The organism is Paenibacillus sp. AGC31 (assembly GCF_057334655.1).
On the sequence record NZ_JBHFJH010000031.1, the window covers coordinates 145431 to 171493 of the forward strand.

A 26063-nucleotide genomic window follows, 5' to 3' on the forward strand; every position below is an offset into this window, starting at 1 on the left:
CTTCCCGCCCCCATCTCATCCATTCCTAATATATTCGATTATATCAAAAGACATGGCCCGTTCCGAAGAACAGGCCGGTTATGTTACACTTGTGCCTTATCCACTCTGGATTGCACAGCTTTGAAGCATTTCTTGCATACTTTCAGACTTGTACCGTCTGTTTTTGTTTGCGTATACAACAATTTAATTCGGGTACTGCTACACACCGGACATGTTCCCCGGCCCCTGGAAGGAAGACTCCACAAGACGCGTCCTCTTTTCGTTTTTGCCAATGGTTGTGAACCTCTTTTCGATATGGTTTGTGTGTTCACCGTTATTATATAGGGCAAGGTACGACACAGAATGTCGCATCAGTTTTAAAGGTTGTTCAAAAAGTCCCCAATTGATCACGAAGTAGCCCAAGAAGCGAACTCGACATCGAATCTTGCGTTCACCTTCGGAGTCCGGTGCTCATGTAGGTTTGCCTACACTCCGCTCCTCCTCCTTCAGGTTCTCGCAACCTTCTCGGTGCTGAATCGTTAACTTTTTGAACATGCAGTAGCAGAAAATAAAAAATGTCCCCTCTTCGACCTGAAGAAAGGACAACATTTAGGAAGGATCTGTGCTCGTCTGAGCTGCGGCCTGCAATAACGGTTGCAGGAGTCCTGGAAAGCGCGTTTCCAGATCATCGGATCGCAGGGTGAGAAAATGCTGAGTGCCCTGCACTCTGACCCGAATAACTCCAGCTTCCCGCAAGGTACGAATGTGATGCGACATCGTTGACTTCACAACAGGTGCATGAAAATGACTGCACGGCTGCTCCCCGCTTCTCGCTGCTTCCGCAACAATCCCAAGACGGGTCGGGTCGCTTAACGCATACAATACGGAGGAAAGTTCAATATCTGATACCTGTGGATGATGTAAAATTTTCATACTGTAGTCTCCTTTTCTCAGACTATCCATTGTATTTTAACACAGATCCATGATATATTTCTAATGTTCGACACCAATCGAACTTTAATGATTTCGTTATGTAACCCCTGCTGTCAGGCACGGGATTGACATCATATTACATTTTGCAAATGTTACACACCGTTTCTGAAATGTTGCGAAATACACATCACTTTAGGAGGTTTTTATGAACAACACCGCAACCGCATCATCAGGGGAACGGACCGGAATACAGGAAGGATTAATTGTAAGCTTGCTTGGCTTCACCGTTGTACTCGTTGTTATGAATACAATGATGTTTAATCTGGCCCTGCCCAAAATTGCTGCCGAATTTATGCTTACATCCGTCGCTTCCTCATGGATTGTTACAGGATATTCCATTGTATTTGCCATTTCCTCGATTACGTTCTCACGTCTATCGGATTTCATACCTATTCGTACATTATTCACGACCGGGCTTACGTTACTTGGTGCGGCATCCGTTCTCGGGTTCTTCAGTAATCATTTCATCATTTTGCTCATTGCACGTCTGATCCAGGCTGCGGGTGCTGCTTCGGTTCCCGGGCTCGCTATTGTACTGATTACCCGATATATTCCCAATGATCGCCGGGGTAAATCGATGGCTGTCATCATGTCCGCGAGTTCACTGGGGCTTGGACTTGGTCCCGTCATCGGCGGAAGTATTACTCAGTTTTTGGGATGGCATGATCTGTTTATCGTTACGGGATTAACGTTATTCTTGATTCCTGTATTCTTTAAACTGCTTCCTCGGGAAACACCGCAAAAAGGTTCATTTGACCTGCTCGGTGCCGTGCTTCTTGCCATCGGTACTACAGGTGTGTTGTTATTCCTGACTTCCCGTCAGTGGTACACGCTTGTTATCGGTGCTGCGGCACTGCTTCTGTTCTGGCTCCGAATTCGGCGCGCGGCAGACCCGTTTGTTCAACCTGCTTTGTTCAAAGACAAAAAATATATGATGCTCAGCTCGTTGGGGATTGTATCGTACATTAATAACTTCTCAACGTTGTTTCTGTTACCGCAAATTTTGGCACATCTATATGGACTCACACCTGCTCAATCGGGACTTGTCATCTTCCCGGGTGCAGTCGTGTCCATGCTGCTGTCCAACCGAATCGGCCGCATGATTGACCGACATGGCAATACGTTGCTGCTGAAGTTTGCACCATGGTTGCTACTGGCAGCTGCCGGGCTATTCGCCTTATTTGCAGACAATAACATCTACGCCATTATGGCTGTCTATGTCCTGCTCAGCGTAGGCTTCTCTTCCCTAACCACCAGCGTGTCCAATGAATTGTCTGGCAATCTGACCATGGATCAGGTTGGTGCAGGTATGGGATTGTTCCAACTTAGTCAGTTCTTCAGCGGTGCTTTCAGCGTTGCTGTCACTGGTGTAGCGTTGACTGCGATGCAAAACATGCCGCTATCCTCAGCGTATACTAATATTTTCTGGGGCATGACTGTAGTTGCAATCGCATCGGTTATTTTCTCTCAAGTGTATCTAAGAATGCAGTCACGAAAAAAAGTTGCTGCTTAATATGAAGCAAATCATCAAAAAGGCCCGTAAAGCGACGTTTGCTTTACGGGCCTTTTTGATTTTCGTAAGATTAGTGATACCCTTAACTGGCAACAAGATGTTTGACCAAGTCATGGGCCTCTTGTTCCAGAGCTATAATTTCTCCGATTTTACCCAGCACTCGATCTAACATATGATATCGACGATCCAGATCCAGGTATTGACTTTTCAATGTCATATTAGCCGCGAGATTCCATCGTTGCGCAGCATATTCATACGTCTCCACCAGTTGAGAAATATCCGGATTGTACGGTATTCCTTCTCTTAGGAAATGGCCATACAAATATCTGTTATTACTTATGCCCGCCAAGTCGCCATACATATTGTCCAGATATTCTTCCGTCAATGCGGATGAATCTTGCATATGCTGACGTGTAGCGTCGATATACCTTTCAATGGCAGGCAAACCAACATGCGGATTAACCAATTCATACCACTCAACCTGTTTGGTTAGCTGCCCGGATATTCCATCCATGATTTCATGATTTTGTTGAAGCATTTCGTAGAACTCTCTCTCTTTCACCTGCTCAACGGCATTCCCAACATCTAATGTAGCATAACGATAACGCGTACCCTCACGAATTAATGGCGTCTGACCTAGATCAAGCGCTTCAAATAACGTCTGTTCATCCATATTACCTTTCAAATGATAAAAATCATCAATAAACTCAAACTGTCCATCTGCATAGTCGGACAAGACAATACAATGCGACGAATGAAGTAATTGATAAAGTGAATTGTATTTCATGTAATATACATCAACCCATACAATGACTGCTTCGTTTTGCTGAAGCAACGTCATGATTTCCTGGATAACCTCGATCCGTTCGTTTGTTCTGACGATATTCAAATCAATATGATGAATGCGTTGAAACTCATTTTCAACAGTCATATAAGTAGGGACAAGTTTCGGGGTGCCTCTCTCCGGGTCTTCATGGTACATCATCCCGCATTGCTTCCATACCGCCAGGAAGTTCGTGATTTCTTTATAGTTGAGAATGCTGCTTACACATAGGGTAAAGCAATCTTCACCTTCTGTATGTGCTTCTCTTGACTGAATATTCATATACTCCACTCCTTCCCTAAGGTTAGTGCAAAGATATGCATGCATGGATTGTCTGGCAATAGGATCTTGTCAAATGAAATGGGTTCTTCCAGCGTAATCTGCTGGAACCAAATAATAGGCTGTTTGGATGTCAGTAAGATACCCTTTTGTGTACACATCCCGCTACATTGAAACATAATTTCTTCATTATAATGTGGGCTCGTCTCGGTCCAGTTTGTCAGATCCAATGACGCTCTTCCCATCCGCTCTCCGGCTCGTTCAAAATCAATGAATTCATGGTATGAACCATTATCTGCCGCACCCAGAATATATAATGTCGAATATAGATCCAATGGTACTGGAATGCGCTGCCTATCCAGTTCTATATTATTAAATGCATGTCTGCGTAAAGGAAAATGAAACGGAACATCCCGCCATTGCACATTCTCCTGATCAGGAAGTTCGTCTCCAGGGTATGAGGAACCAAAGGTCGTGAAATTCCCTATCTGGTTTATATCCAGATAGCTAAAACCATTGTTATTATAGTGCTCTTCCAAAGGTAGTGGACAATAGATGGTCATGTCATTAACCTCCTAGAATCATTCTATTTACGTCAGGTGACAGTTGACCCGACACCTTGCCGCTGCTCCTTGAACAACGTGTCATACACCTCATGCCGCCCGGCCAGTTCCAGATGAGTGCCCGTAGCAACAATCTCTCCCTGATCGAGCACAATGACTTGCTCGGCATCCTGAATAGCTGAATACCGGTGGGCGATCACAAGCACCGTCATATGCTGTGCGATCCTACGGATCACCTCATTTATTTTCCGTTCCGAGTCATTATCCAGTGCAGAGGTTGCTTCATCCAGAATAAGCATTCGGGGTCTTGTTAACAGCACCCTCGCAAGCGCCAAACGCTGCTTCTGGCCTCCGGACAGCTTAATACTTGACTCACCCAGAACCGTATTATACTTGTCAGGCAATTCTTCAATGAAGTCATCCAGCAAAGCCATGCGGCAAACCTCTCGTATCTCTTCTTCTGTAGCCCGTGGCTGTACGAGTCTGAGATTATCCATGATGGACATACTGAACAAGGTATTCTCCTGCATAACCACCCCTATATGTTGATAAAGGTAGTCTGATCCCAAGTCACCAATGGGCTGCCCGTCAACGAGAATAGCCCCTTGCTGTGTTTCATTCTGCCCTAGAATAAGTTTGATTAACGTGCTCTTACCCGAACCACTTCTGCCTACGATCGCTGTATAATCACCAGGCTGGATGTTCAGATTAATCTCATGCAAGACATCACTTTGATTCTCCTGATAACGAAAGGAGACATCCTTGAATTCGAGATGCCCTTGGAACTCTGGCTGTAGTCCGAGCTTTCTCTGTGGTACAACGGGTAGTTCCAGCAATTCAACGATCCGTTCAATGGAAGGTGTCACATCATGAAGTTGAACATTGGAGGCATTAATTTCATTAATGTTGTTAATCATCTGTTGATAGTATGTCAGAAAAACAAGCAGTCCCCCGATTGTTAATTCTCCCTGAAAAATCAGCAACCCGCCGATAAAATAAAGATTCATCTTATTAATAAAGTCATCCTGAAAGGTGTAGTACAGCTCATTGGCATACGTATATGCCAGATGTCGGAATTTGATTTTGCCAAAACGTTTCCAATATCCCACAAACTTGATGGATTCTTTGCGTTGCATATTCAGCGCCTTGATTTCCTTCCAGTGTCTGAAGCTGTTCGATATCCATGTCTCATATTCTCCGGTAGTCTGGCGGAATTCAGAGACCAGTACTTTGGCTTTTTTGCCCAATCGGGAACTGATGACAAAGGAAATGGGAAGCATAACAAAACCCAGCAAAGCCATCTTCCAATTCAGCGATAACAGAATAACCACATACGCCCCTACGCTGATCCATTTGAACGTATAATCAATCAAATGCAAAAAGATAAAGTCTTTAACCAGTGTGACGTCTCCATCCAGCCTATTCTTCAGATCTCCCGCACTATAGCGCTCATATAAAGTTGGCTTCATGCGCACTAATTTTTTCCACATGTTCAGCTGCAAATCGAGCTTGGTCCGACCTAATAACCGGTTACTGAACAGCGTTTGTAAACCCAGAGCGGTTGTCTCCAACGCAAATAAGCCCAGGTATCCAGCAAGGATATAGGGTAACATTCCAAGCTCCCGTCCAACCATGACATGATCAATGAGCAGCTTGTACAGATAAGGGATCATGAGCGCAATAGCAGTCAAGGCCAATTTCAGTGTACCTAGAATGAAGATTTGACGGTTCGCATTTTTGATAAACGGCTTAATCTGTTTAAAGAGTGCATACCGGGAAGTTGACGGTGTCTTCGTCACGACATCAGTCCCTCCTTCCGGATGAAATCTTCTGCAAATAACTCACGGTAGTGCTCGCTATTCTCCAGCAGATATCCATGCGTGCCTGTAGCCACAATGCGTCCCTGATGTACAACAGCAACCCGATCAGCATTCAGGATGGAGGATAAACGATGGGCGATGACAATCGAAGCACGATCCTTGCTCAATTTCTGCCAGGAATGCTGGACCGCTTGTTCAGCTTCATAGTCCAAAGCGGAAGTGGCTTCGTCGAATATAATTAATTTGGGTTGTTTCAGAAAAATGCGGGCGATAGACAGACGCTGCTTTTGTCCACCGGAGAACTCCATTTCCCCTGCACCAATAACGGTGTCCAGACCCTGAGGAAGAGAACGGATAAAGTCTCCAATATAGGCCTGATCACATGCCTCCAGCAATTGATCATCATCCGCGTGAGCGCTGCCAAGCATCAAATTGTAACGGATGGTTTCATGGAACAGAATGGCCTCCTGCTGCACAATTCCTACTCTCTTGCGCAGTCGAGACAGAGAATAGTCATCTATATGCCTGCCACCAATTCGAATCTCCCCTTCCTCCGGGGTGTAGAAACCGAGCAGCATGTTCACAATCGTTGTTTTGCCCGAGCCACTCTTACCTACAAGCGCAACAGATTCATGAGCACCGATCTCCAACGTGAGACCGTCCAGCACATAGGGACCCTGTTCATCATACCGAAATCTCACTTGCTCGAATGACGTCTCCCCATTTTCCATCTCAACTTCAGATTGACCACCGCTCCTCTCCGTCTCTTCATCCAGAAGATCAAAGACTTTGCGGGACTGTACCGTCAGCTTGGGCAGATTCACAACCGCCTCGTAGATCATCATCATGGATTGATTATTCTTGGTCAGATACGACATAATGGCAACAAAGGCTCCTGCCGTAAGCTGTCCCTGAACAATAAGCACACCCGCAATGGCATAGATACACAGATCTGATAGCAAAAAAATAAATGCATTAGAGCGGGTAGACATCCATTTCATGACTTCTGTCTGATTGTCGAGACGAATAACGTCTGCGCTCTGTCCCGTGAACAGTGTAGTGACCCTTCTGCCACTCCCCAACAAACGAATATCTCTCATGCCTTGAAGCATCTCCAGCATCCAGCTGACAAAATGGCCGTATTTCCCACGCAAAATGGTCTGCTGCTTGGTCATCTTACGATTAAAATACTGTGATACCCAGACCGAAACCGGAACCAGCACCATCATGGCCAGGGCGATATACGGATTGAGATAAAATAAAAAAACAAACGAAACCAGCAATTTCGTAAATGGAGCTGCCATCTGAAAAATGATTAACTCTATTAACTGCATGACAGAATCCGTGTCTCTTGTTAGACGTGTGACCAGATCACCGGTCTGGGCTTTTTGAAAATAAGATGCTTTAAAATGAAGAATGCGATCAAATAAACTTTTTCGAATATCAAATAGAAATTTAACATTCAGGTAGATCCAGATGGATTTAATGATCCAACTTAGAGCCCTTACACCTACATACAAAGCAATATAAGTCAAAATAACATAGCCGAAGAAATGAAGATTACGGTGATAGAATACTTCGTCGATCAAGATGGCAAAAATAAGCGGTCCAATCAGATCCACCACCACCATGATTAGCTCGCAGAACAACATGGTAATCAAGCTGATTCGGTAGGGTTTGGCGAATGTACGGATTCGTTTGCTCAGTGAAATATTCTCCATGCCATCCTCCTCTAGGATATCCAGCTCTCAAGTACGGTCTGGCTCTGGGATTGTACCTCGGTAACAATCGGGAACTCGGTTGTATGGGATAACTTCATCCGCTCCGCCAGCTCTTCATTCCATACACCTTCAGCTGTAATTCGAGTCGTAGATGATGTGGGGTCCTGGTTAACCTCAAGGATCTGGGCAGCGTAACGTTTACCTTGTTCCTCTGTGTACCAGATCAAGGAGTCACCCTTCTGAAACCCCGTAATAGGCTCTTCTGTAAATTCAGCTATAATGTGTACTTTGACATCCTCCCCTTGCAGTGATTCAGACCCTGCAGTTGCCGTTGCCGTCTCACTGCGCAGATAGGAGGTCGTATGGAATTGCATGGCTAACGTCACTAATGCTGTCACAGTTAATCCAATAATGATAAGTGCAGCCACGGGTAATTGAATCGAAAGCCGGAACCAGATCTGTCCTATTCGTTTAGTCCGGCTCATGTTCCGAATCTCCTTCAATGAGGCTGACCAGGTAATCCCTGAAATCGGCTATGGTGTCGGTTTGCACAAATGCCAATTGATCATCGTCTATCTCAATGTTGAATACTTTCTCCATCTCCACCACAATTTTAATGTAATCGAGTGAATTCGTTCCAAGTTCCCCCCAGGCTTGATCCATCTGAATATCCGTTCCATACTCCATAACCTTGTCGATGACCTGTATTATTTGAGTCTCCAATGTCATGATTTCACTCATTCAGATCCTCCCCATCATGTGAGATTTAACCAACTCATCGTAATACTCCCGTTCAAGCACACTTATATTTCTGTATATCTCAGGGAGTTTATGAAATGATGTTGGTTTATATGAAGAAGTAAGCACATACTTGGCCAGAACTGCGCGAATGTCACTCCACTCCATGACAATGCGCTCACGAATATGTGTCAATCTGGAATCCGCGCCAGTTAGATTGGCACAACGATACACCTCGGCCTTTTTGGCACTAATCAATTTATGAAGCGAAATGACCCAATCCTCTGCTATGGAAGACACTACATGTTGATCCTGAACAACGGCCTCAAACTGTGGCATACTCTCCTCCAGTCTTGCCAGACTGTTCTCTATCCGCTCCTGTTGCTCTTCAATATGATCCACATAGATCTTCCAGTAAGCCTCCAACTGTTTCGAACTGGCATCTCTTTGATGTATCACCGGATAATGCTTATTGTAGAACGTATAGAAGGTGTGATTCTCCATATTAAAATGCTCGATATAGCCATGATAGCTATCCGACAGATCCTGGTAACTAACAATTCGTTCTTCATACGACAAGTTATCATGATGCTTATGCTCCATCACGGTAAACGTCTGGTTGATCGGATCAGCACCGTATACAAGCCAGGTATGTGGAATATGCTTTTTGAGATACGTATCATTGCGTATGGATGTGTAGTAGACGTCAACCCAGACAATAACCGGTTTGTCATTCAGAACCGCTCGACTGACATCCTGTATAATGTCCTCGCTAGCTTTTACCATTTCATAACCAATGCCCAGATCGTCCAGAATGTCTGTATCCTTGCGACAGGAGAAGAAACCATTCACAAGAAATTGCTTATTCTCAGACCATAGATACTCATCCACATGATGGATGAAAAACGGATGTATGCTTTTGTTCTGTTGCAATACAATGGGAAATAGAGAGTTATAGAAGCATAATTTGAAAAAGACTTCGTTAAAAGGCTGATATCCACCGGAATGGGCTAGCTGTGAATGCTCCATACCCAATGATGATGACGTCTTGTTAACCTTTACAACGCCAGATGGCTGTCCGTTATTTTCACTTTCATATGAATCGGCAAGCCCGGGATTCTCTTCCAGAACTGCTGCAAGCATCCTTATGGTGGGATTGTCATACAAAATGGAAGGCAGGACCCGAATACCGAGATTCTCCAGTTCAACCTCCATTCGGATCACAAGCAGGGAGTGCCCGCCAAGCTGAAAGAAGTCGTCGTCAATACCGATCCGTTCCATCTCCAGCAATGTACGCCAAACTTGCACCAGTTGGTGTTCCAGCTCATTCGTAGACGGTGCATAGTTCATGCCAAAATGTAATGACTGCTTCTGGTTCAATAACTCTCGTGTATCTATCTTCCCATGGATCATTCGCGGCATATGTGATATTTGAATATATCTTGAAGGCAGCATATATTCGGGCAACAATGACATCAGATATTGGCGAATATCCATGACATACAGTTCCGTATCGGCCACAATATAAGCGGTCAGCACCTTCTCACCTTCGACTCCGGTCGTCAGTACAACACATTCGTCAATTGGACCGTAACGGTTCAGATGTCGCTCTACTTCTGCCAATTCAATCCGATGACCCCTGACCTTAACCTGCTTGTCCATCCTTCCCAGAAACAACATGCGGCCTTCCGCTGTCCACATTCCTATATCCCCTGTGCGAAACATCCGCTCTCCTTCAACAAACGGTGACTCGACAAACTTCTGATCTGTCAATTCCTGCAATCCTATGTACCCGCGAGACACCCCGTTGCCCGAAATACATATTTCTCCGGGTACGCCTACGGGCAACATTCGTCCATGACGATCTCCAATGTACACAAAATAACCTTGAATAGGGCGCCCCACTGGAATCGGATCAACAGTCTCTGATGACAGCTTCTCATAGAGTGCACATACCGTCGTCTCGGTGGGGCCGTACGTATTGTATACATTGGTATAGGTGAGCAGATGTCCAATATCCGCCATCTTCAATACATCTCCACCGCTGATAATGGTGCGAACACTCGCAAGATTGGGCATCCGGTTAAGTTCCCTCAGGATATGAGGTGTAGTGCTGACAAGGGTGACCTTGTGTCTGTCCAGTAACTGCACCAGTCCGTGGATATCCAGCAGTTGTTCTCGTTGAACTATAACCAGTGTTGCCCCGGCAGTTAATGCAGGAAACACTTCTTCCATATAAGTATCAAAGGTACTCGCTGCTTGTTGAAGCACCTTGTCTGTTGAATTTAGTTGAAACTCGGCTTGAAAAGCGTTCACGTATGCACTCAGATTTCGTTGCTCTACTCCGACCCCTTTGGGCTCACCCGTTGAGCCGGACGTATACAGAATGTAGGCTAGACCATTCATGTCGGGTACGAAACTTAAACCACTTCCATCTTCTATTCTCCATGGGGCAGCATCCAGCTCAATCATTTCTATGCCTGAGCCTGAAGGCATAGCCAATGTCATCTCCTCTAAAGCTCGATGTACATTCGTTTCCAACAGTCCCGTAAGAATAATGCGGGCATCCAATTCCATTAAAATATGGCGTATACGCTCCATGGGATATTCAGGATGAAGAGGAATATAGGTTCCTCCTGCTTTGAACACCGCCAGGATTGTAATGATTAACTCCATGGAGCCTGCCATCATAACGGGGACTGGACTCTCCGCAGTCACCCCAGAAGCAATCAGGAGACGGGCAAGCTGATTGGATTGCTCCTCCAGAGACTGATACGAAATCTGGCGATCTCCCTCTATAACCGCAGTCTGGTTGGGTGTTCTGTTTACTTGTTCAAGAAATAGAGCACAGACAGAACGTGCCTCCGGCAGGAACAAACGTGGACTCCTGTTCCATCTTTCCATGATTTCATTCTCCTCTTCCAGAGAAAGGAGCTGACTCATGGATAGCGGTTGGTCTGGTAAGGCTGTTGTCTGTTCCAGCAATCGTATGTAGTGGGAACATAAACGCTCAGGTTGGCTGGATTCAAGGGATATGGCACCATAACGGAGAGTCATCTGAAGTCGTTGATCTACCCGGTCAAACGCCAGTGAACAATGGGCTCCTTCATCCAGAATAGGTTCCTCATGGATTCCTTTCATATACAGGACCGTCTTCAACTCGCACTCCTCGGGAAGCCGCCCCAGCTTCTCTGCCATCTTATCGTAAGGAAAATGCCAGTACGTTCGGGCGGACATGACTTCAGATTTGGTATGTAATACCAATTGTCTGAACGATGCTGTCTCGTCTACTTTTCCACGAATTGCGAGCAAGTGGGAACTTCGAAAATCTTCGACTTGTTCTGGAGTCAGGGGCATACCCAGCAACATATCTTGATGTCCATAATAACGATACAACAGATGTTGAAATCCCGATAAGAGCAATATATACAACGCCAAATTTGACCCCCCACTCATGCGGATCAATCTTGCGGACAATTCATCTGGAAAGGATAAGGAAAGGATCTGTACGTTGGGTTCTCCAGTCTGTATCGAAGGTTGCAGAATTCCATCAAACAACGTTCCAATATGAATATCGCCATCTAGTTGTTTCTGCCAATACGCTCGTTCTTCCTTAAATTTATCACTCGACATCATAACATTAAGTAGATGGATATCCATGATCTCACCCCGAATACATAGTAAACCGGCACAACAAGTGTTGATCACACCTGTCCTGCCGGTTGATTGTTGTACACGTGCTTGTTTATGCCGTAGTAACTTTCAGGTCACTCCACAAATAATACTGCCCCGTCTCGTCCAGGATCTGGTGGAACCAGTCATCCCGTTCTTCCTGCTCTACTTGTTTGGTTTCGAATATCGTTCCGAGCCATCCCAGCGACTGTTTCATCTGCTCCGTAGTCGGGGCCTGATCCGCCGCCTCAAGCTCCTCTTGAAGCTGTTGAATCTGTTTATATGGCTCAACGACTCCTTTTTGATATTCCTCCTGATCCCAATTCCGATTAGGTGTAGCTACAGCCGCAGCCATACATTTCGTTACTACCGTTGGTCTCGGTCTGGATACAACAGCCTGATCCAGTAACTCTTTCAGTGCTTTACGATCCTCTTTCTGTCCGTAGGCAAAAGACTTCATACCGAGCTTATCCATTTCTACCAGTCCGCTCAGGACATTTTTGGGTCCAAGTTCAATCGTCAGCGTAACTCCATGCTTCTTGAGATATTGCATCGTCTGTGCCCACTTGACCGGCTGGGACAGCTGCCTTTGGAGAAGTCCCGTAATTCGCCCGGCTTCGGTGTATGGCGTGGCGGTAACATTGGATACGACAGGCCACTTGAATGGATGGAAACGATAATTGGCAAGTTCCACCCCAAGCTGTTCACCAGCCGACTCCATCAAGCGGCTATGGAACGGCGCACTCATCATCAACGGGGTTGTCTGGGCATCCTGGTCCAGCAGGATGGATTCCACTTGTTCAATCGAATCCTGATGACCGGATATGGCATACTGGCTCGAAGCATTGTAACAGGAAATCGCAGACCAAGCCGTATCGGTTGACACTTGCTCGCAGGCTCTGCGGATCATCTCCTCATCGGCGCCATCAATGATGGTCATGGCTCCATCTGCTTCATCTGCGATAAGTTCCGTCAATTCCCCGCGTCGCTTGGTGATCCGCACAGCATCACCAAATGTCATAGCACCGGAGCACGCTAGAGCTGCATACTCACCCAGGCTGTGGCCTACGCAGAATTGCGGGTTGATCCCGATCTCCTCCATGTAGACACGATAGGCAACCACACTCGCTGTCAACAATGCCGGCTGCATATTGGAAGGTTTGTTCAGATCAAAAAGGCTGCCTTCAAAACTCAATTTGGCCAAATCAAAGCCCAGAATATGGTTGGCTTCTTCATACGTTTGTCTTGCAATCTCGTACTGATCATAGAAGTTTTTCATCATCCCTACATATTGAGAACCTTGCCCTGGAAACAGAAATGCTATTTTTTCCATTGATTAAACACCTCGCCTCTTAGATTGGGTTTACGCGATAACTTCCATGGACACATACGCAGGCTGATCCTGGATCATGCTTAGATCACTCTCAAACAAATAAAAATCTCCGTTCTGCTCAATCTCACGGAATCCGGCAAATTTGTAAGTGATCATCATCGTACGATTGCGATCTGTTGATACAAACTCGGCCTGCAAACGGACATTCGCTTCCTTAGCCATACGCATCACATGATGCAGCAGCAATGTACCTGCTCCTCTGGACATGACGCGGCAGGACACCAACAGCAGTTTCAGTGTCCACACTTCGTCATTTAATTCGAGCAACGCCAGGCCGATTTTGCCATACGTACCGTACTTGTCTTCCAGTCCCGCAATCAGCAGTTTGTGGCGTGGAGAATACCGGAATTGATCGAGTTCCTCGTAAGAGTAGGTATAACCTGTGGCGTTCAGTTGATGTGTTCTGACCGTCAGTTCTTCTGCACGCTGTAGATCCCCTTCCTTCACTTCAGAGATCGTGAAGATCATGCCAAGGGAGGCCAGGAATTCATCCTGAGTACCTTCGAACTCCTCCTCCTTCTCATTGCGGGCAATATCATTCATATACATCTTTCTGCGTAAGGCAGAATCCTCGGTAATGAAACGTGGCTTCATCTCATCCATATCTGTTAATTCAAGATAGGCCATCGCATCGATACAGAGGACGTCGGGGTGAGTAAATAATACTTCCTCACGTTCGAAAGGCTGATCATCGATAAAAGCAATCGTGTCCATTCCGATATTGATGGATTCCACGATGGTTTTCACCGATCGGGATTTGGCATTCCAATTGATTTGTGGATAGATAAAATATTCGCGTAGACCGAATTCTTCCAACTTGGCCATCGCCAGTTCATGATCGTTACGGCTGGCAATCGATTGCAGAATTCCTCGTTCATCCAGAGTACAGATAACTTCCACAATATTTTCTTTCAGCGTGACCTGTTCATCCTCCAGCAAAATTCCGTTCCAAATCGTATGGTCCAAGTCCCAGATTACACATTTTATTTTTTTCATGACAGAACAGCCTCCTCTTGTACGGATTCATAGGTACTCGCAGCATATGAAGCAATAACCATCTCATGCATTTGTGTGGTGCCCTCGATAATCTCATTCACACGAGCATCCCGGTAAAATCGCTCCACCGGATACTCCGCACTACAGCCCTTGGCTCCATGAATCTGTACCGCACGGTGCGCTACCTTGTTGACCATATCTGCCGCATAGTATTTCGCCGTCCAGGTTTCCATAATGGAATCCGGGTCCATCACTTCTTTCAGATATCCGGATTGATAACATAAAAGCCGCGCCGCTTTCACATCCACTATGATCTCCGTCAGCATTTTCTGAATTAACTGATTTTCCTGCAGGAGGACTCCGAACTGACGGCGGCTGCCTGCATAACTCAGCGAAGCATCCAGACAGGCTTGTCCCAGTCCAACACAGCCCCAAGCTACGGTATAACGACCATAATCCAAGCAATGCAAGGCCACCATAGAGACACCTATACCTGAACTCCCCACCATACGATCGGATTCAACGTAAACATGCTCCAGATGCAGTTCCGCCAGCATCGAGCCTTTAACCCCCAACATCCCGTTGATCGGCTGTAACTTCAATCCTGGGTTGTTCCGTTCCACCAGGAACGCGGTTGGTTTATCATTCACCTGGGCAAAGATGAGAAATAGGTCAGCAAGCTGACCCATCGTGATCCACTTTTTCTTCCCGTTCAACACATATCCTTCGCCATTGAATTCGGCTACGGTCTCGATGCTTTTGGCATCACTACCGACTCCGGGTTCGCTCAAACCAAAGGCTCCAATGACTTCACCCGAGGCCAGACGTGGCAACCAATAGGAACGCATCTCTTCAGAACCAAACTTCTGAATGGCTATGGCAACCATACCGTGAACCGTAAGCAGACTTCGTACGGATGAACATCCTCTTCCGATCTCCTCGTTCAGCACCCCAACTGATATCGGATCAAGCCCCATACCTCCATATTCCCGAGGAATCATAGAACCCAGATAACCTGAGGATTTCAGCGAGTCGATCACCTCTGGATGAAGCCGTTCTTCTCTATCGTGCAAGCCTGCGTACGGGACGATATATTGATTGGTAAATGATGCAGCATCCTGCTTGCAGTGTAACTGCTGTTCGCTCAATTCCATTTTCAACACGTTAACCTCCTATAATGGGACCGGATGAATGCACATTTTTCACACTGTACTGGGGAGAGAATCGGCGGTTTTAGGAACTGACCGTCTTGCTCTCAATAAGCTCAACGATGGCATTAATGGACTTGAAGTTCTGCAAATCCAGATCTTTATTGTCGACACGAATGGAGAATTCCTTCTCCAGAAACATAACCAGCTGCATCGCAAACAACGAATTCACAAAACCAAGGGCAAAGATGTCCTCGTCGTCCTGAAGCTCATGCTTTTTGAAAAAACGACCCAAAAACTTGCGAACTCTACCTTTAACTTCTTCCATGTGTATAACTCCCTTTCCCTCATTAAAATGGTTTTGAATACGCAATAAAGCTTGTTTATGCCATGAATTATTCATGTCGTTGATTAGTAACTATAGAAACCTTCCCCTGATTTTCTTCCGATCTGTCCGGCGTGCACCATCTTTCTCAGTAAAGGACAACAACGGAATTTTGGGTCCTGGTAGCTCTGATACAGCACATCAAGAGAATCCACAACGGTATCCAAGCCAATTAAATCCGCAGTCTCCAAAGGTCCCATCGTATGGCCGTAACATTTAACAAAAATATCATCCACCTCACGTGCTGTAGCCACCTGATCCTGAAGAACAAAAGCAGCTTCATTCATAAACAGATGGGAAATGCGGTTTGAGACAAATCCGGGATAGTCGTTAACCAGAATCGTCTCTTTACCGATCGATGACAATAGTTCAGTTACTTCTTCAATGGTACGTTCCGAGGTATGCATCCCCTTAATCACTTCAACGGCTGATTTCAAGGGAACCGGATTCATAAAATGGGTACCAATGACCCGATCAGGCCGTTTGGTTAATGCCGCAATTTTGGTAATCGAGATACATGAAGTGTTCACCAGAAATATGCATGCCTCATGACAGATCGAGTCGATCCGGCCGTACACTTCCTTTTTGATGTCCCACTGTTCATTCACATTTTCAACGATGATATCCGCTTCACGAAGCATCTCCAGTTCCGTCGTCATATGGATGCGCTCCATAATAATCTCCGGGTCTTCCAGTCCCTCTACTTTCTTGAATAACTTCAGCATTCGGATATTGTTATAGATCTCTTCTCCGGCGATCTCCAGCACTTCATCCTTGATGTCCACCAAGACAACTTCATGACCTGTCTGTGCAAAACTCTGGGCTACACCGCGGCCCATCACCCCTGCTCCAATTACCCCGATCTTCTTCATCGTCCCTGTTCCTCCTGTTTGTGGGGGAGAAGCCGTGCTCTCCCTGATCAGAAATTAAAATCAAGATCTTCTGCGGCTGAATCGTAAGAAACCAGCATATGCTTGCTGCTTTCCAGTTCAATCTCACCAAGCTTCTGTTCCGGATGAAGCAATAACTGTTGCAGCAGCGCTACATAATCGTGAAGCATCTTCTCCGCCGTTTCCCGTTTGAAGAGCTTGGTCCGATACTCCAGATTAAATCGCAGCTTGTCATGTTTCTCGATGATTTCGAGATACACGTCATAACGGCTTTCCGCAGCTCCAAACTCATACGGAGTTGTGGTGAATTTGCCGACTGTAACGTCCACTGTACCTACATTCTGAAGTGCAAACATCGCATCAAATAAAGGATTGCGGTGTCTGTCTCTGTTCAGGTTAAGCTTCCGCACCAGATCCTCGAACTGAAACTGTTGATTCTCGTAAGATTTCAAGGCAGCTTCCCTAACTTCAGCCAGCAGTTCCAGGAATGTTTTCCCGAATTTTGGTTTGGTACGAATCGTGATGATGTTAATAAACACACCAACAACATCCTCCAGATCAGCGTGAGATCTGCCCGCAATGGGAGAGCCTACAACGATATCATCCTGATCTGCATATTTAGAAAGCAACACGTTGTACGCTGCAAGCAGCAACATGAACAAGGTTGTTCCTGTCTTGGCAGCCATGCGATCCAGATCCATAGTCAATGTTTCATTGCCGATAAATACAACCTGATCTCCTTCGAATTCATTAGCCAAAGGACGAGGATAATCGGTAGGCAATTTGAGCTGCGGGATAGAATCCTCATACAGATTCAGCCAATACTCTTCCTGTTTGAGCAGAGCACCGGAAGAGAGCAAGGCATTATGCCACACCGCATAATCTTTGTACTGGATGGTGAGTGGTTTCAGCTCACGCCCTTCATACAGATCTATGATCTCCTGCATAATGATGTCCATCGACATGCCATCCGTAATAATGTGGTGCATGTCAAAAAATACGGCGTGTACACGATCATCAAGCTTAACCACCTCAAAGCGGAACAAAGGCGCCTGATCCAGCTCAAAAGGTTTCACGAAACCAAGGAGCTTCTCGGTGAGTTGTTCCCGAGTGGACTCCGAGTAACCGACGTTGAAGTCGACCTGGTCCCACACCTTCTGATATGGAATTCCGTCCAGAAATTCAAAGGAAGTCCGGAAAGATTCATGACGTTGAATCAGCTTGCGAATGATCTGTTCAAATGCCCCGTGCTCAAAATCTCCCTCCATGATGGAGGCTCTTGGGATGTTTGCATTGGTATTTTGACCCTCAAGCCGGTCCAGAACTACGAATCTCTTCTGCGCAGAAGAAACCGGGTAATACGGTTGGGGCTCCACACGAGTCAGCACAGGCAGTGTTCCCTCGGAATCTCCGCTGATGGAGACACCATAAGACTCTTCCAGATAAGCAGCCGATTCCGCAATGGTTGGATACATCAGGATCTCTGCTGTATTCACCAGGATCGACAACTCTTTGGTGAGACCATTGGCGATCTTGAGACCCAAGATGGAGTCTCCACCCAGCTCATAGAAATCATCATAAATACTGAGTTCATTGACCCCAAGTGACTTACTCCATAATCGACCTAAGGCGCTCTCAATGATGGAATAATCTTCGTCTGTCCTGCCCAACAACTTCATGTCGCCCGATTCTTCCTGTGCACGACTGGCATTCCCCTTGCTTCCGGTTTCAATAGCTTCGCTAATGTCAGAAGAGAACAGCATGAGCGGCATGTCATCAGAGACATGCTGATAGATTCCCTCCCGGTTAAGTTCCCCGATCAGAACCTGGGTTACATCCTTGCCCATGGCTTCTTGCAGTCCCTGTATACCTCTGGCCGTCGTAATCGCCTTGAATCCCCCATCTGAATTGGCATGAAAATCCCGGGCCATGCCGGTTTCTTTCCACGCGGTCCAGTTCACGGCAAGGGTGGACAGACCTGCCTGCCTGCGATGTGCCGCAAACGAATCCATATAGGCATTGGCAGCAGTATAGTCTCCTTGTCCAGGTTCACTAAAGAACGTTGTAGCCGTTGAGAACATGACAAAGAAGTCCGGATGGTCCGCACGTGTCAGTTGATCCAAACTCCATGTCCCCAGCACTTTAGGCCGCATGACACGTTCAAAGGCTTCACGTTCTTTGTTCATCAGGAAACCTTCTCCAGCCACACCAGCACCGTGAATGATACCAGACACGGGTCCGTGCTGCTGTCTGATCTTGCTTAGCACCGATGCGAGCTGAAGAGGATCAGCAATATCTACGCTGTATAGATGTACTTCTGCGCCCCGAGCTTCCATCTCTTTGATCCGCCCAATCTGAGCAGTTAACTTGATTTCCTCACCTGAGGACAGCACATCTTCCCATGTTGCCCGTTCTGGAAACGGTGAACGATTCATCAACACAAGTTTGATTTTCTCCGGCGCTAAAGATAATGCACTCGCCGTCTCCAGTCCAATCCCGCCTGTCCCTCCAGTGATGAGGTACACACCACCTTCACGCATGTGTATCGGTTGGTCGGGCAGCAAGGAAATTGGGATTTCACCCATCTCCTGGACATATCGACGCCCCTTACGATAAGCGGCAAGATATAACGTGTCAGGATCACGAATTTCCTGCAACCATTGATCTAGTGGTGTCTCGTCATCGATATCAATGCTTCGACAGCGGAATTGATTCATCTCATGGCAGATAGTCTTGCCAAGCCCAACCATGGGTGCATGCTCTGGACGAATGTACGGCTCACTGCCTGTAACGCTTTGTGTACAAGATGTCACCAGTACCAGATCGACTGGTCGTTTGAAATGAATCTTGGACATCGCTTTGGACAGATAAAACAGACTATACACGCCGCGATCAAGCGACTCCTCCAATTCGCCCACAGTACCTTCATCCGCATGCTGATCCAGTGCAAAGAAATGAAGGAGCTGCGAGATTTTATAAGGCTCCACCGCTCGAATGAACCGTTCATAATCTTCTTCACATGATCGAATGGTAAATTCGGCGTTGGCTTGATTGGTATAGGACTCTCCGCGGTAAACCTTGATCACGAGCCGCCCTTCCGCTTCCAGTTTCCCGGCTACGGATGAGGCAATACCACTTCTATCCATCAATATCACAACTGGCTCTGTACTGCCTCCATGCTGATCCATTGATATTCGATTCATTTCTTTCCACATAGCCGCATAATGCAGTGGAGCCGCGGCCTCTTCTATAGAGACCTCGCGCAGCTGTGGACGTTCGGGAATATGGATCCAGCAGCGCTTCCGTTCCAGCGGATACGCGGGCAAGCTGACTTTGCGAGCATGTTCACCTGCGTACAGTTCTTCCCAGTCCGCATCTGCTCCCTGTACATACAGATGGGCAATCTGCTTTAACAAATACTCCGACTCGCGTCCATCCTGTACAAAGCTCTGAATGGCCGAACGCATTAATTGGCTCAGACCCAATTTTTCCGATTCGGTCATTTCACCAGCTGCCCTATCCTTCTTACTCTTGGGAACAGTACGATGTTCACCGAACTCAACTCCCGGCAGTGCAATGGATTGGAATGATCTGTTCTCCAGCTGTCTTAGCGTATTCAGCAAACCTTCCGTATCCCGTACCATAAGTGATAACCGGAACGGGTAATGCCCCCGTCCTGTGCTTGCTGTACTGCACATATCTACGAGTTCATATCGCTCGTTTCGGTCCAGCAGACGAACATATTCAGCAACCAGCCGCTGAAGTGCCTCTTCGGATCGAGCAGACAATACCAGCAAATGAGGACGTGCTGGTGCAGATACAGGTTTAATCACTGGTGGTTCTTCCAGGATGACATGACAATTCGTTCCACTGATGCCAAATGCGCTGACACCGCAGCGACGAGGTCCGTCCTTCACCTTCCACGGTCGTAATCGTGTATTCACATATACAGGCGAAGCATGAAAATCAATATTTCGGTTTGGACGGTTAAAATGAAGATTCGGCGGAATCACACCATGCCTGACAGCAAGTGCCGCCTTGATCAGGCTGATCATACCTGCTGCCTCAGAGGTATGACCCAGATTGGTTTTAATGGAACCGACCGCACAGAATTGACGTCGATCCGTGAATTGTCGGAACGCATTTTGGATGCCTTTAATTTCAATTGGGTCACCCAGTGCGGTTCCTGTGCCATGCGTTTCCATGTACGTGATCGTTTCGGGATGAATACCTGCCTGTTTCCAGGCCTTCGTAATGACTTCCTGTTGAGCCGCTGGATTGGGAGCCGTAATGCCGGCTGAACTGCCATCCTGATTCATGGCAGTGCCTTTGAGAACAGCGTACACCTGATCCCCATCCCTAAGCGCGTCCTCCAGTCTTTTTAGCATGACTACTCCGATGCCTTCACCAAGCCCGGCACCATCAGAGTCATCATCAAATGCTCTGGTCTTTCCGTCACCAGACTCCAGACCCTGGAGCATGTTTTCGTTCTTTTTGGTGATCGGCATGGTTGAGATTTTGATTCCACCCACTGCGGCCATGCTGCACTCTCCGCTTAACAGGGCACGCGAAGCAATATGCACCGCTGTAAGGGATGAAGAACAGGCCGTATCCACCAACATGCTTGGCCCTTTCAAGTTCAGTAAATACGATATGCGAGCAGGAATGATGGATGGTGTGTTACCCACCACGGCATCCGGCAGAGCGCCCAAATCCGTCTCATATATAAATCGTGAATACATATCAACCGTGTTTGTTGAATAACCCAAATAGACCCCGGTATCCGAACCAGCCAGTTTCCCGCCGCCGTAACCCGCGTCCTCAATGGCCCTCCACACGGTCTCCAGGAAGAGACGCTGATTGGGATCTGTCAGACTCGCTTCTTTCGGTGATAATTTAAAGAATGAATAATCGAATAAGTCAATGTCTTCTATAAAAGCTCCCGCTTTGGAATCCAGTTCCGGGAGGTCCAGCCTTGTATTTTGCAAATACCAGTCCAGATCTTGTTGTCGTCGTTCCGGGAGAGGACGGATATGATCCACCTTGCCTTGAATATGCTCCCAGAATTCGAATACATCGGTTGTGGAAGCCACATTCAGAGCCATCCCTACAATGGCTAAATCCCCGGACAATGGCCCAGAAGCCGTCTGCCCTGTATGCTGCTGATCTTGAGGACACGTCTCTGCTTGCTTCGCATTTTCCGGTGATGTCTGTTCTTCACTGGTTGCAGAAGCATCCATGTCGCCCAGTACAGTAACCGTATCTTCTTCCGATTCACCATGTTCCTTGAATATATATTCAGCCAGCTTGTGAATCGTCGAAAATTCAAACAAGTCCGTTACGGCAAGAACGCCAGGGTATCTTTTGGAAAGTCCCGCGTGAATTTTCAACAGCAGAATGGAATCAGCACCAAGCTCGAAAAAGTTCTCATAGATATCGATCTCGTCAAATCCCAGAACTTCTTTGCATACGCTGGCAACATGCCGTTCAGTAGCCGTATATCCTCCCTCGATCTTGCCTGATAATTTCACTTCACCGCTTGAAGTACTTCCAGCCTTCTTGGTCGACCTCGTTTTGGAAGCAGCACTTTGCAGATATTCAGCCACTTTGCCACTGAGTTCTGTGGACAATCGAACCTGCATTTTATCCAGCAAACGAACGCCGCCGCCACTGAAGTTCAGTTGCCCGATCAGCACCCTGCGAATGGAGGAGTTCATGGCTTGTTCCAAACCTCTTATCGCCTGTGCTGTAAGGACTGTTTTGAAGATGGTATCTGCGGTGAAACCAGCATCCACCGACATGCCAGTCTCTTTCCATGTTGTCCAGTTCACGGTGAGTGTTCGTTTTCCTCTCAAGGAACGTTCATCGGCGAAGGCATCCAGGTAGGCATTAGCCGCCACGTAGTCTGCTTGCGTTACGCCACTGAACATCGTCGCTACAGAAGAATACATCACAAAGAAATCCAGATCGTCACTGTGAGTCAGTTCGTCCAGATTCCAGGTACCATATATTTTGGATGCCAGCACTTCGCTGAATCGTTCTTCACTTCGATCTACCAGAAGTTGATCTCCACCAACACCCGCACCATGAATGATTCCATGAATAGCACCATAACGTGTACGCATATCCCGAATTACCCGATCCATCGCTTCCCGGTCAGCCACATCCGCACTGTACCAGGAGACTTCCGAACCTGCGGCCTCCAGCTCCGTAACAGCTGTAATGAAACGGCAAAGCTTGGCTTGACCGGGCTGATTCATCAGGTTATCCCAATGTACACGCTCCGGTATCGGGGTGCGATTGATCAGAGCCAGACGCACGGGAGCTTTGGAAGCCAGGAAACGCGCTGTTTCCAGACCAATACCACCGCCACCACCTGTAATCAGGTACACGCCCTGAGGGCGTACAGATATTGGGGTATCCCCTGCAACCTGCACACGCGTAAATTCTTCAACGTAACGTTGTCCACCACGATACGCGATCAGATAGTCCCCCTGATCTTCTGTCCCCAGTGCTTCCTCGATCCAGACATCTGCAGGGGTATCAGCATCTATGTCAAAGGAGCGGAAAGAAATGGACGGATGCTCACGGTTCAACACCTTGCTTAAGCTCAGGAATGGCGCATGTTCTGGCCGCTGAGCGTATTCATCTCCCGTAATATGGTGAGCATTCATTGCAATCAGTGTCATACCAGCAATCTCGGCAAAGTCACTTCTCATCAGAGCACGTACCAAATAATACACACTGTACACACCTCGGCGCTGACTGTTCTGCAATTCATTCAGACTTTGAATACCCGACTGCCCGGTATCCAGAGAACAGCCAACATGAATGATGTGATCCACCGACTTGCCCCGAAGGCTTGCAAAGAGAAGGTCATAATCTGACTCCTGATCACCAAGTGTATATCGATTATCACTCAAGTCTGCATAAACAGAGCCCAGGGCTGCCCGGATCACCTTCACTCCAGTACGTGCAAGCACATGGGCTACAGAATCAGCTGCACCGGACCTGCCTTCCATCAACAATACCGTTCCCGGTAAAACGGAGATCCCGCTACCTGTACGTTTCCACTCATCAGTTCTCCATTGCATCGTATAATGAAATTCTTCTGTGTCTTGTTCAGACACTGCCGCGCCTCTGTCGATACGTCTGGATACCAATTCGTCAGGGAGATCAATCCAGCAGCGATGAGATTCGAAAGGGTACACAGGTAGACTGACCCTACGCACCTCCGTACCTTTGTACAGTTCCACCCAATCCACATCGGCCCCTTGGACGTATAACGAACCAAGTTCGGATACGCCTGCCTCATCATTCCACTCGGAAAGGTTAATGCCTTGTGTAATCTCCTGTACCCGTCGATCGAGCTTCTTCCGTGACGCTGCTGTCATGTCACCAGGTTCCAGCTGTGATTTGCTGGCAGGTACAATCTTGTGCTCCCCATAACTGAACCATGACTCAGGTTCATTCCACGTTTCCGCCAAGGATAGCACTTGCAGCTTCAGTCCAAGATCCGCAAGATTCGCTGCCACTATAGCCAATCTGAAGTTATAGTGTCCTCTGCCAACACTCGCGGTATAACACAGATCCTGCAGATGGCATGCGGGCGGTTTTTCCTGTATTAAACGGCTATATGTTGTGACAAGGTCCCGCAGAGCTGGCTCAGACTTGGCGGACAACACGACCAGACCTATTTTCGCATAAGAAGCGTCAGCAACCGTGGCAACCGGTGCTTCTTCCAGCACCAGATGGCAGTTCGTTCCGCTAAAACCAAAACTACTGACCGCACAGCGCATCGGAGACTCTTTTCCTTCCCATTTGCGGAGCCTGGTGTTGACATACACGGGCGATGTCTTGAAATCGATCTGTCCATTGGGCCTGTCAAAATGAAGTGACGGCGGGATTTCACGGTTTTTGATAACCAGTGCCGCCTTGATCAGACTGACCAGACCTGCCGCTTCATAGGGATGACCCATATTCGATTTCACAGTACCAATCGGACAAAACTGCTTCTTATCCGTGTACTTCTGAAAAGCAAGCTCCAAGCCTTCAAGTTCCAGCGGATCTCCCAGTTTAGTACCCGTTCCATGGGTCTCAATGTAGGACAAGGTCTCGGGGTGAATTCCCGCCTGATCCCATGCTCTAGATATCACATCAGCCTGGGCCTCCGGATTGGGAGCAGTGATTCCAATGGAAGCTCCGTCCTGATTAATGGCGCTGCCTTTGATGACTGCATAGATCTGGTCCTTGTCCTTGAGCGCTTTACTCAACGGTTTCAGTAATACGGTAGCAACCCCTTCACTGATTCCAGCCCCATCCGATGAATGATCAAAGGCTCTGGTCCGTCCATCCGATGCTTCAAGTCCCCCGCGGTAATATTCCGTATCCAGAGGCATCAGGTTCACACGCAATCCACCAGCAAGTGCCATATCACAGTCACCATTCCGAATGGACTGGCAGGCAAGATGCACGGCCACCAATGAGGATGAACAGGCGGTGTCCACCACCATCGAAGGGCCTTTCAGATCCAGAAGATACGAGATTCGTGCAGGCATCATGGCAGAAATATTGCCCACGGCCGCATCCGAAGTTAACTGGATATCAATATCCTGGATCATTCGCAAGTAGCTGTCCTTAATATTGCTGGCAAATCCCAGGTACACACCTGTCCGGCTGCCAGCCAGGCTTTTCCCACCATATCCCGCATCCTCAAGAGCACTCCAGGCCGTTCGCAGGAACAGCCTCTGAAAAGGATCCATTAGTGCCGCGTCCCGTGGGGGTATCCGAAATAATTTGTAATCAAATTGATCGATGTCTTTCAGATAGGAACCATCACTATATTTGATGTCCTCTCCATAGCCCGCATATCGGAGGTACGCATCAATATTTTGACGACGAGAGTCTGGAAAATTGGCAATGGAATCACAGCGATCACGGATGTTGTCCCAAAACTCGCCGATATTATCCGCAGACGGAAGCATGGCCGATATGCCAACAATGGCGATTCCCTCAGAGTCGCTTCGCTTCCCCTCCGATTTCAATCCTTTGAGCAGTTGGGCGGCAACTTGCTTATCAATCTTGCCCGCAGCTGCATTCTCAATAATGATTCTCAGCATCTGGCTTGTTTGGTTCATCGGGTTCTCCTTC

General features: G+C 47.2%; 16 protein-coding genes. 1 reads left to right on the forward strand and 15 read right to left on the reverse strand.

Translation table 11 applies throughout. The features are described 5' to 3' along the window. Positions 1 to 83: 83 nt before the first annotated feature. Positions 84 to 272 carry a hypothetical protein gene (locus ACE04G_RS19230; RefSeq protein ID WP_449003985.1) on the reverse strand — a complete coding sequence of 63 codons (189 nt, stop codon included), beginning with the start codon at positions 270 to 272 and terminating at the stop codon, positions 84 to 86. A 316-nt stretch (positions 273 to 588) separates the two neighbouring features. Further along, complete coding sequence (locus ACE04G_RS19235) at positions 589 to 912, reverse strand: ArsR/SmtB family transcription factor (RefSeq protein WP_221820674.1); 324 nt, start codon at positions 910 to 912, stop codon at positions 589 to 591. Between the two features lie 205 nt (positions 913 to 1117). On the opposite strand from ACE04G_RS19235, the gene ACE04G_RS19240 reads away from it, so the two are divergent. Continuing rightward, entirely contained in the window at positions 1118 to 2485 is a 1368-nt protein-coding gene (locus ACE04G_RS19240; protein ID WP_221820672.1) for an MFS transporter, read from the forward strand. Positions 2486 to 2567: 82 nt separating this feature from the next. Here the strand turns inward: ACE04G_RS19240 and ACE04G_RS19245 are convergent, their stop codons facing one another. From ACE04G_RS19245 to ACE04G_RS19305, 13 genes are all read right to left on the reverse strand, one after another. Further along, the gene (locus ACE04G_RS19245) at positions 2568 to 3590 is read right to left on the reverse strand and encodes a BtrH N-terminal domain-containing protein (RefSeq protein ID WP_221820670.1); all 1023 of its coding nucleotides are present in this window, start codon (positions 3588 to 3590) and stop codon (positions 2568 to 2570) included. After that, positions 3587 to 4150 carry a hypothetical protein gene (locus ACE04G_RS19250; RefSeq protein WP_449003986.1) on the reverse strand — a complete coding sequence of 188 codons (564 nt, stop codon included), beginning with the start codon at positions 4148 to 4150 and terminating at the stop codon, positions 3587 to 3589. Before ACE04G_RS19250 ends, ACE04G_RS19245 begins: the two co-directional genes overlap by 4 nt. A 32-nt stretch (positions 4151 to 4182) precedes the next feature. Continuing rightward, positions 4183 to 5949 (reverse strand): ABC transporter ATP-binding protein, encoded by a 1767-nt coding sequence (locus tag ACE04G_RS19255; RefSeq protein WP_339305716.1) that lies wholly within the window; start codon positions 5947 to 5949, stop codon positions 4183 to 4185. Next, on the reverse strand, positions 5946 to 7691 hold the full coding sequence (locus ACE04G_RS19260; RefSeq protein WP_339305718.1) for an ABC transporter ATP-binding protein: 1746 nt from the start codon (positions 7689 to 7691) through the stop codon (positions 5946 to 5948). The genes ACE04G_RS19255 and ACE04G_RS19260 overlap by 4 nt, the downstream gene beginning before the upstream one ends. A gap of 11 nt (positions 7692 to 7702) precedes the next feature. After that, complete coding sequence (locus ACE04G_RS19265) at positions 7703 to 8176, reverse strand: hypothetical protein (protein WP_076212917.1); 474 nt, start codon at positions 8174 to 8176, stop codon at positions 7703 to 7705. Continuing rightward, positions 8163 to 8432 carry an acyl carrier protein gene (locus ACE04G_RS19270; protein WP_221820660.1) on the reverse strand — a complete coding sequence of 90 codons (270 nt, stop codon included), beginning with the start codon at positions 8430 to 8432 and terminating at the stop codon, positions 8163 to 8165. Before ACE04G_RS19270 ends, ACE04G_RS19265 begins: the two co-directional genes overlap by 14 nt. Next, positions 8433 to 12089, reverse strand: a complete 3657-nt coding sequence (locus ACE04G_RS19275; protein ID WP_486094571.1) for an amino acid adenylation domain-containing protein — start codon at positions 12087 to 12089, stop codon at positions 8433 to 8435. A gap of 85 nt (positions 12090 to 12174) precedes the next feature. Beyond that, positions 12175 to 13434 carry an ACP S-malonyltransferase gene (gene fabD, locus ACE04G_RS19280; protein WP_449003988.1) on the reverse strand — a complete coding sequence of 420 codons (1260 nt, stop codon included), beginning with the start codon at positions 13432 to 13434 and terminating at the stop codon, positions 12175 to 12177. Positions 13435 to 13464: 30 nt separating this feature from the next. After that, entirely contained in the window at positions 13465 to 14490 is a 1026-nt protein-coding gene (locus ACE04G_RS19285) for an HAD-IIIC family phosphatase (protein WP_076212928.1), read from the reverse strand. Then, a complete protein-coding gene (locus ACE04G_RS19290; protein ID WP_449004006.1) occupies positions 14487 to 15644 on the reverse strand; it encodes an acyl-CoA dehydrogenase family protein in 1158 nt (385 codons plus the stop codon). The genes ACE04G_RS19285 and ACE04G_RS19290 overlap by 4 nt, the downstream gene beginning before the upstream one ends. Positions 15645 to 15723: 79 nt before the next feature. Next, complete coding sequence (locus tag ACE04G_RS19295) at positions 15724 to 15966, reverse strand: acyl carrier protein (protein ID WP_076212934.1); 243 nt, start codon at positions 15964 to 15966, stop codon at positions 15724 to 15726. An 83-nt stretch (positions 15967 to 16049) separates the two neighbouring features. Further along, on the reverse strand, positions 16050 to 16895 hold the full coding sequence (locus tag ACE04G_RS19300; RefSeq protein WP_449003989.1) for a 3-hydroxyacyl-CoA dehydrogenase family protein: 846 nt from the start codon (positions 16893 to 16895) through the stop codon (positions 16050 to 16052). Positions 16896 to 16942: 47 nt separating this feature from the next. Continuing rightward, complete coding sequence (locus ACE04G_RS19305) at positions 16943 to 26050, reverse strand: SDR family NAD(P)-dependent oxidoreductase (RefSeq protein WP_449003990.1); 9108 nt, start codon at positions 26048 to 26050, stop codon at positions 16943 to 16945. Positions 26051 to 26063: the final 13 nt, after the last annotated feature.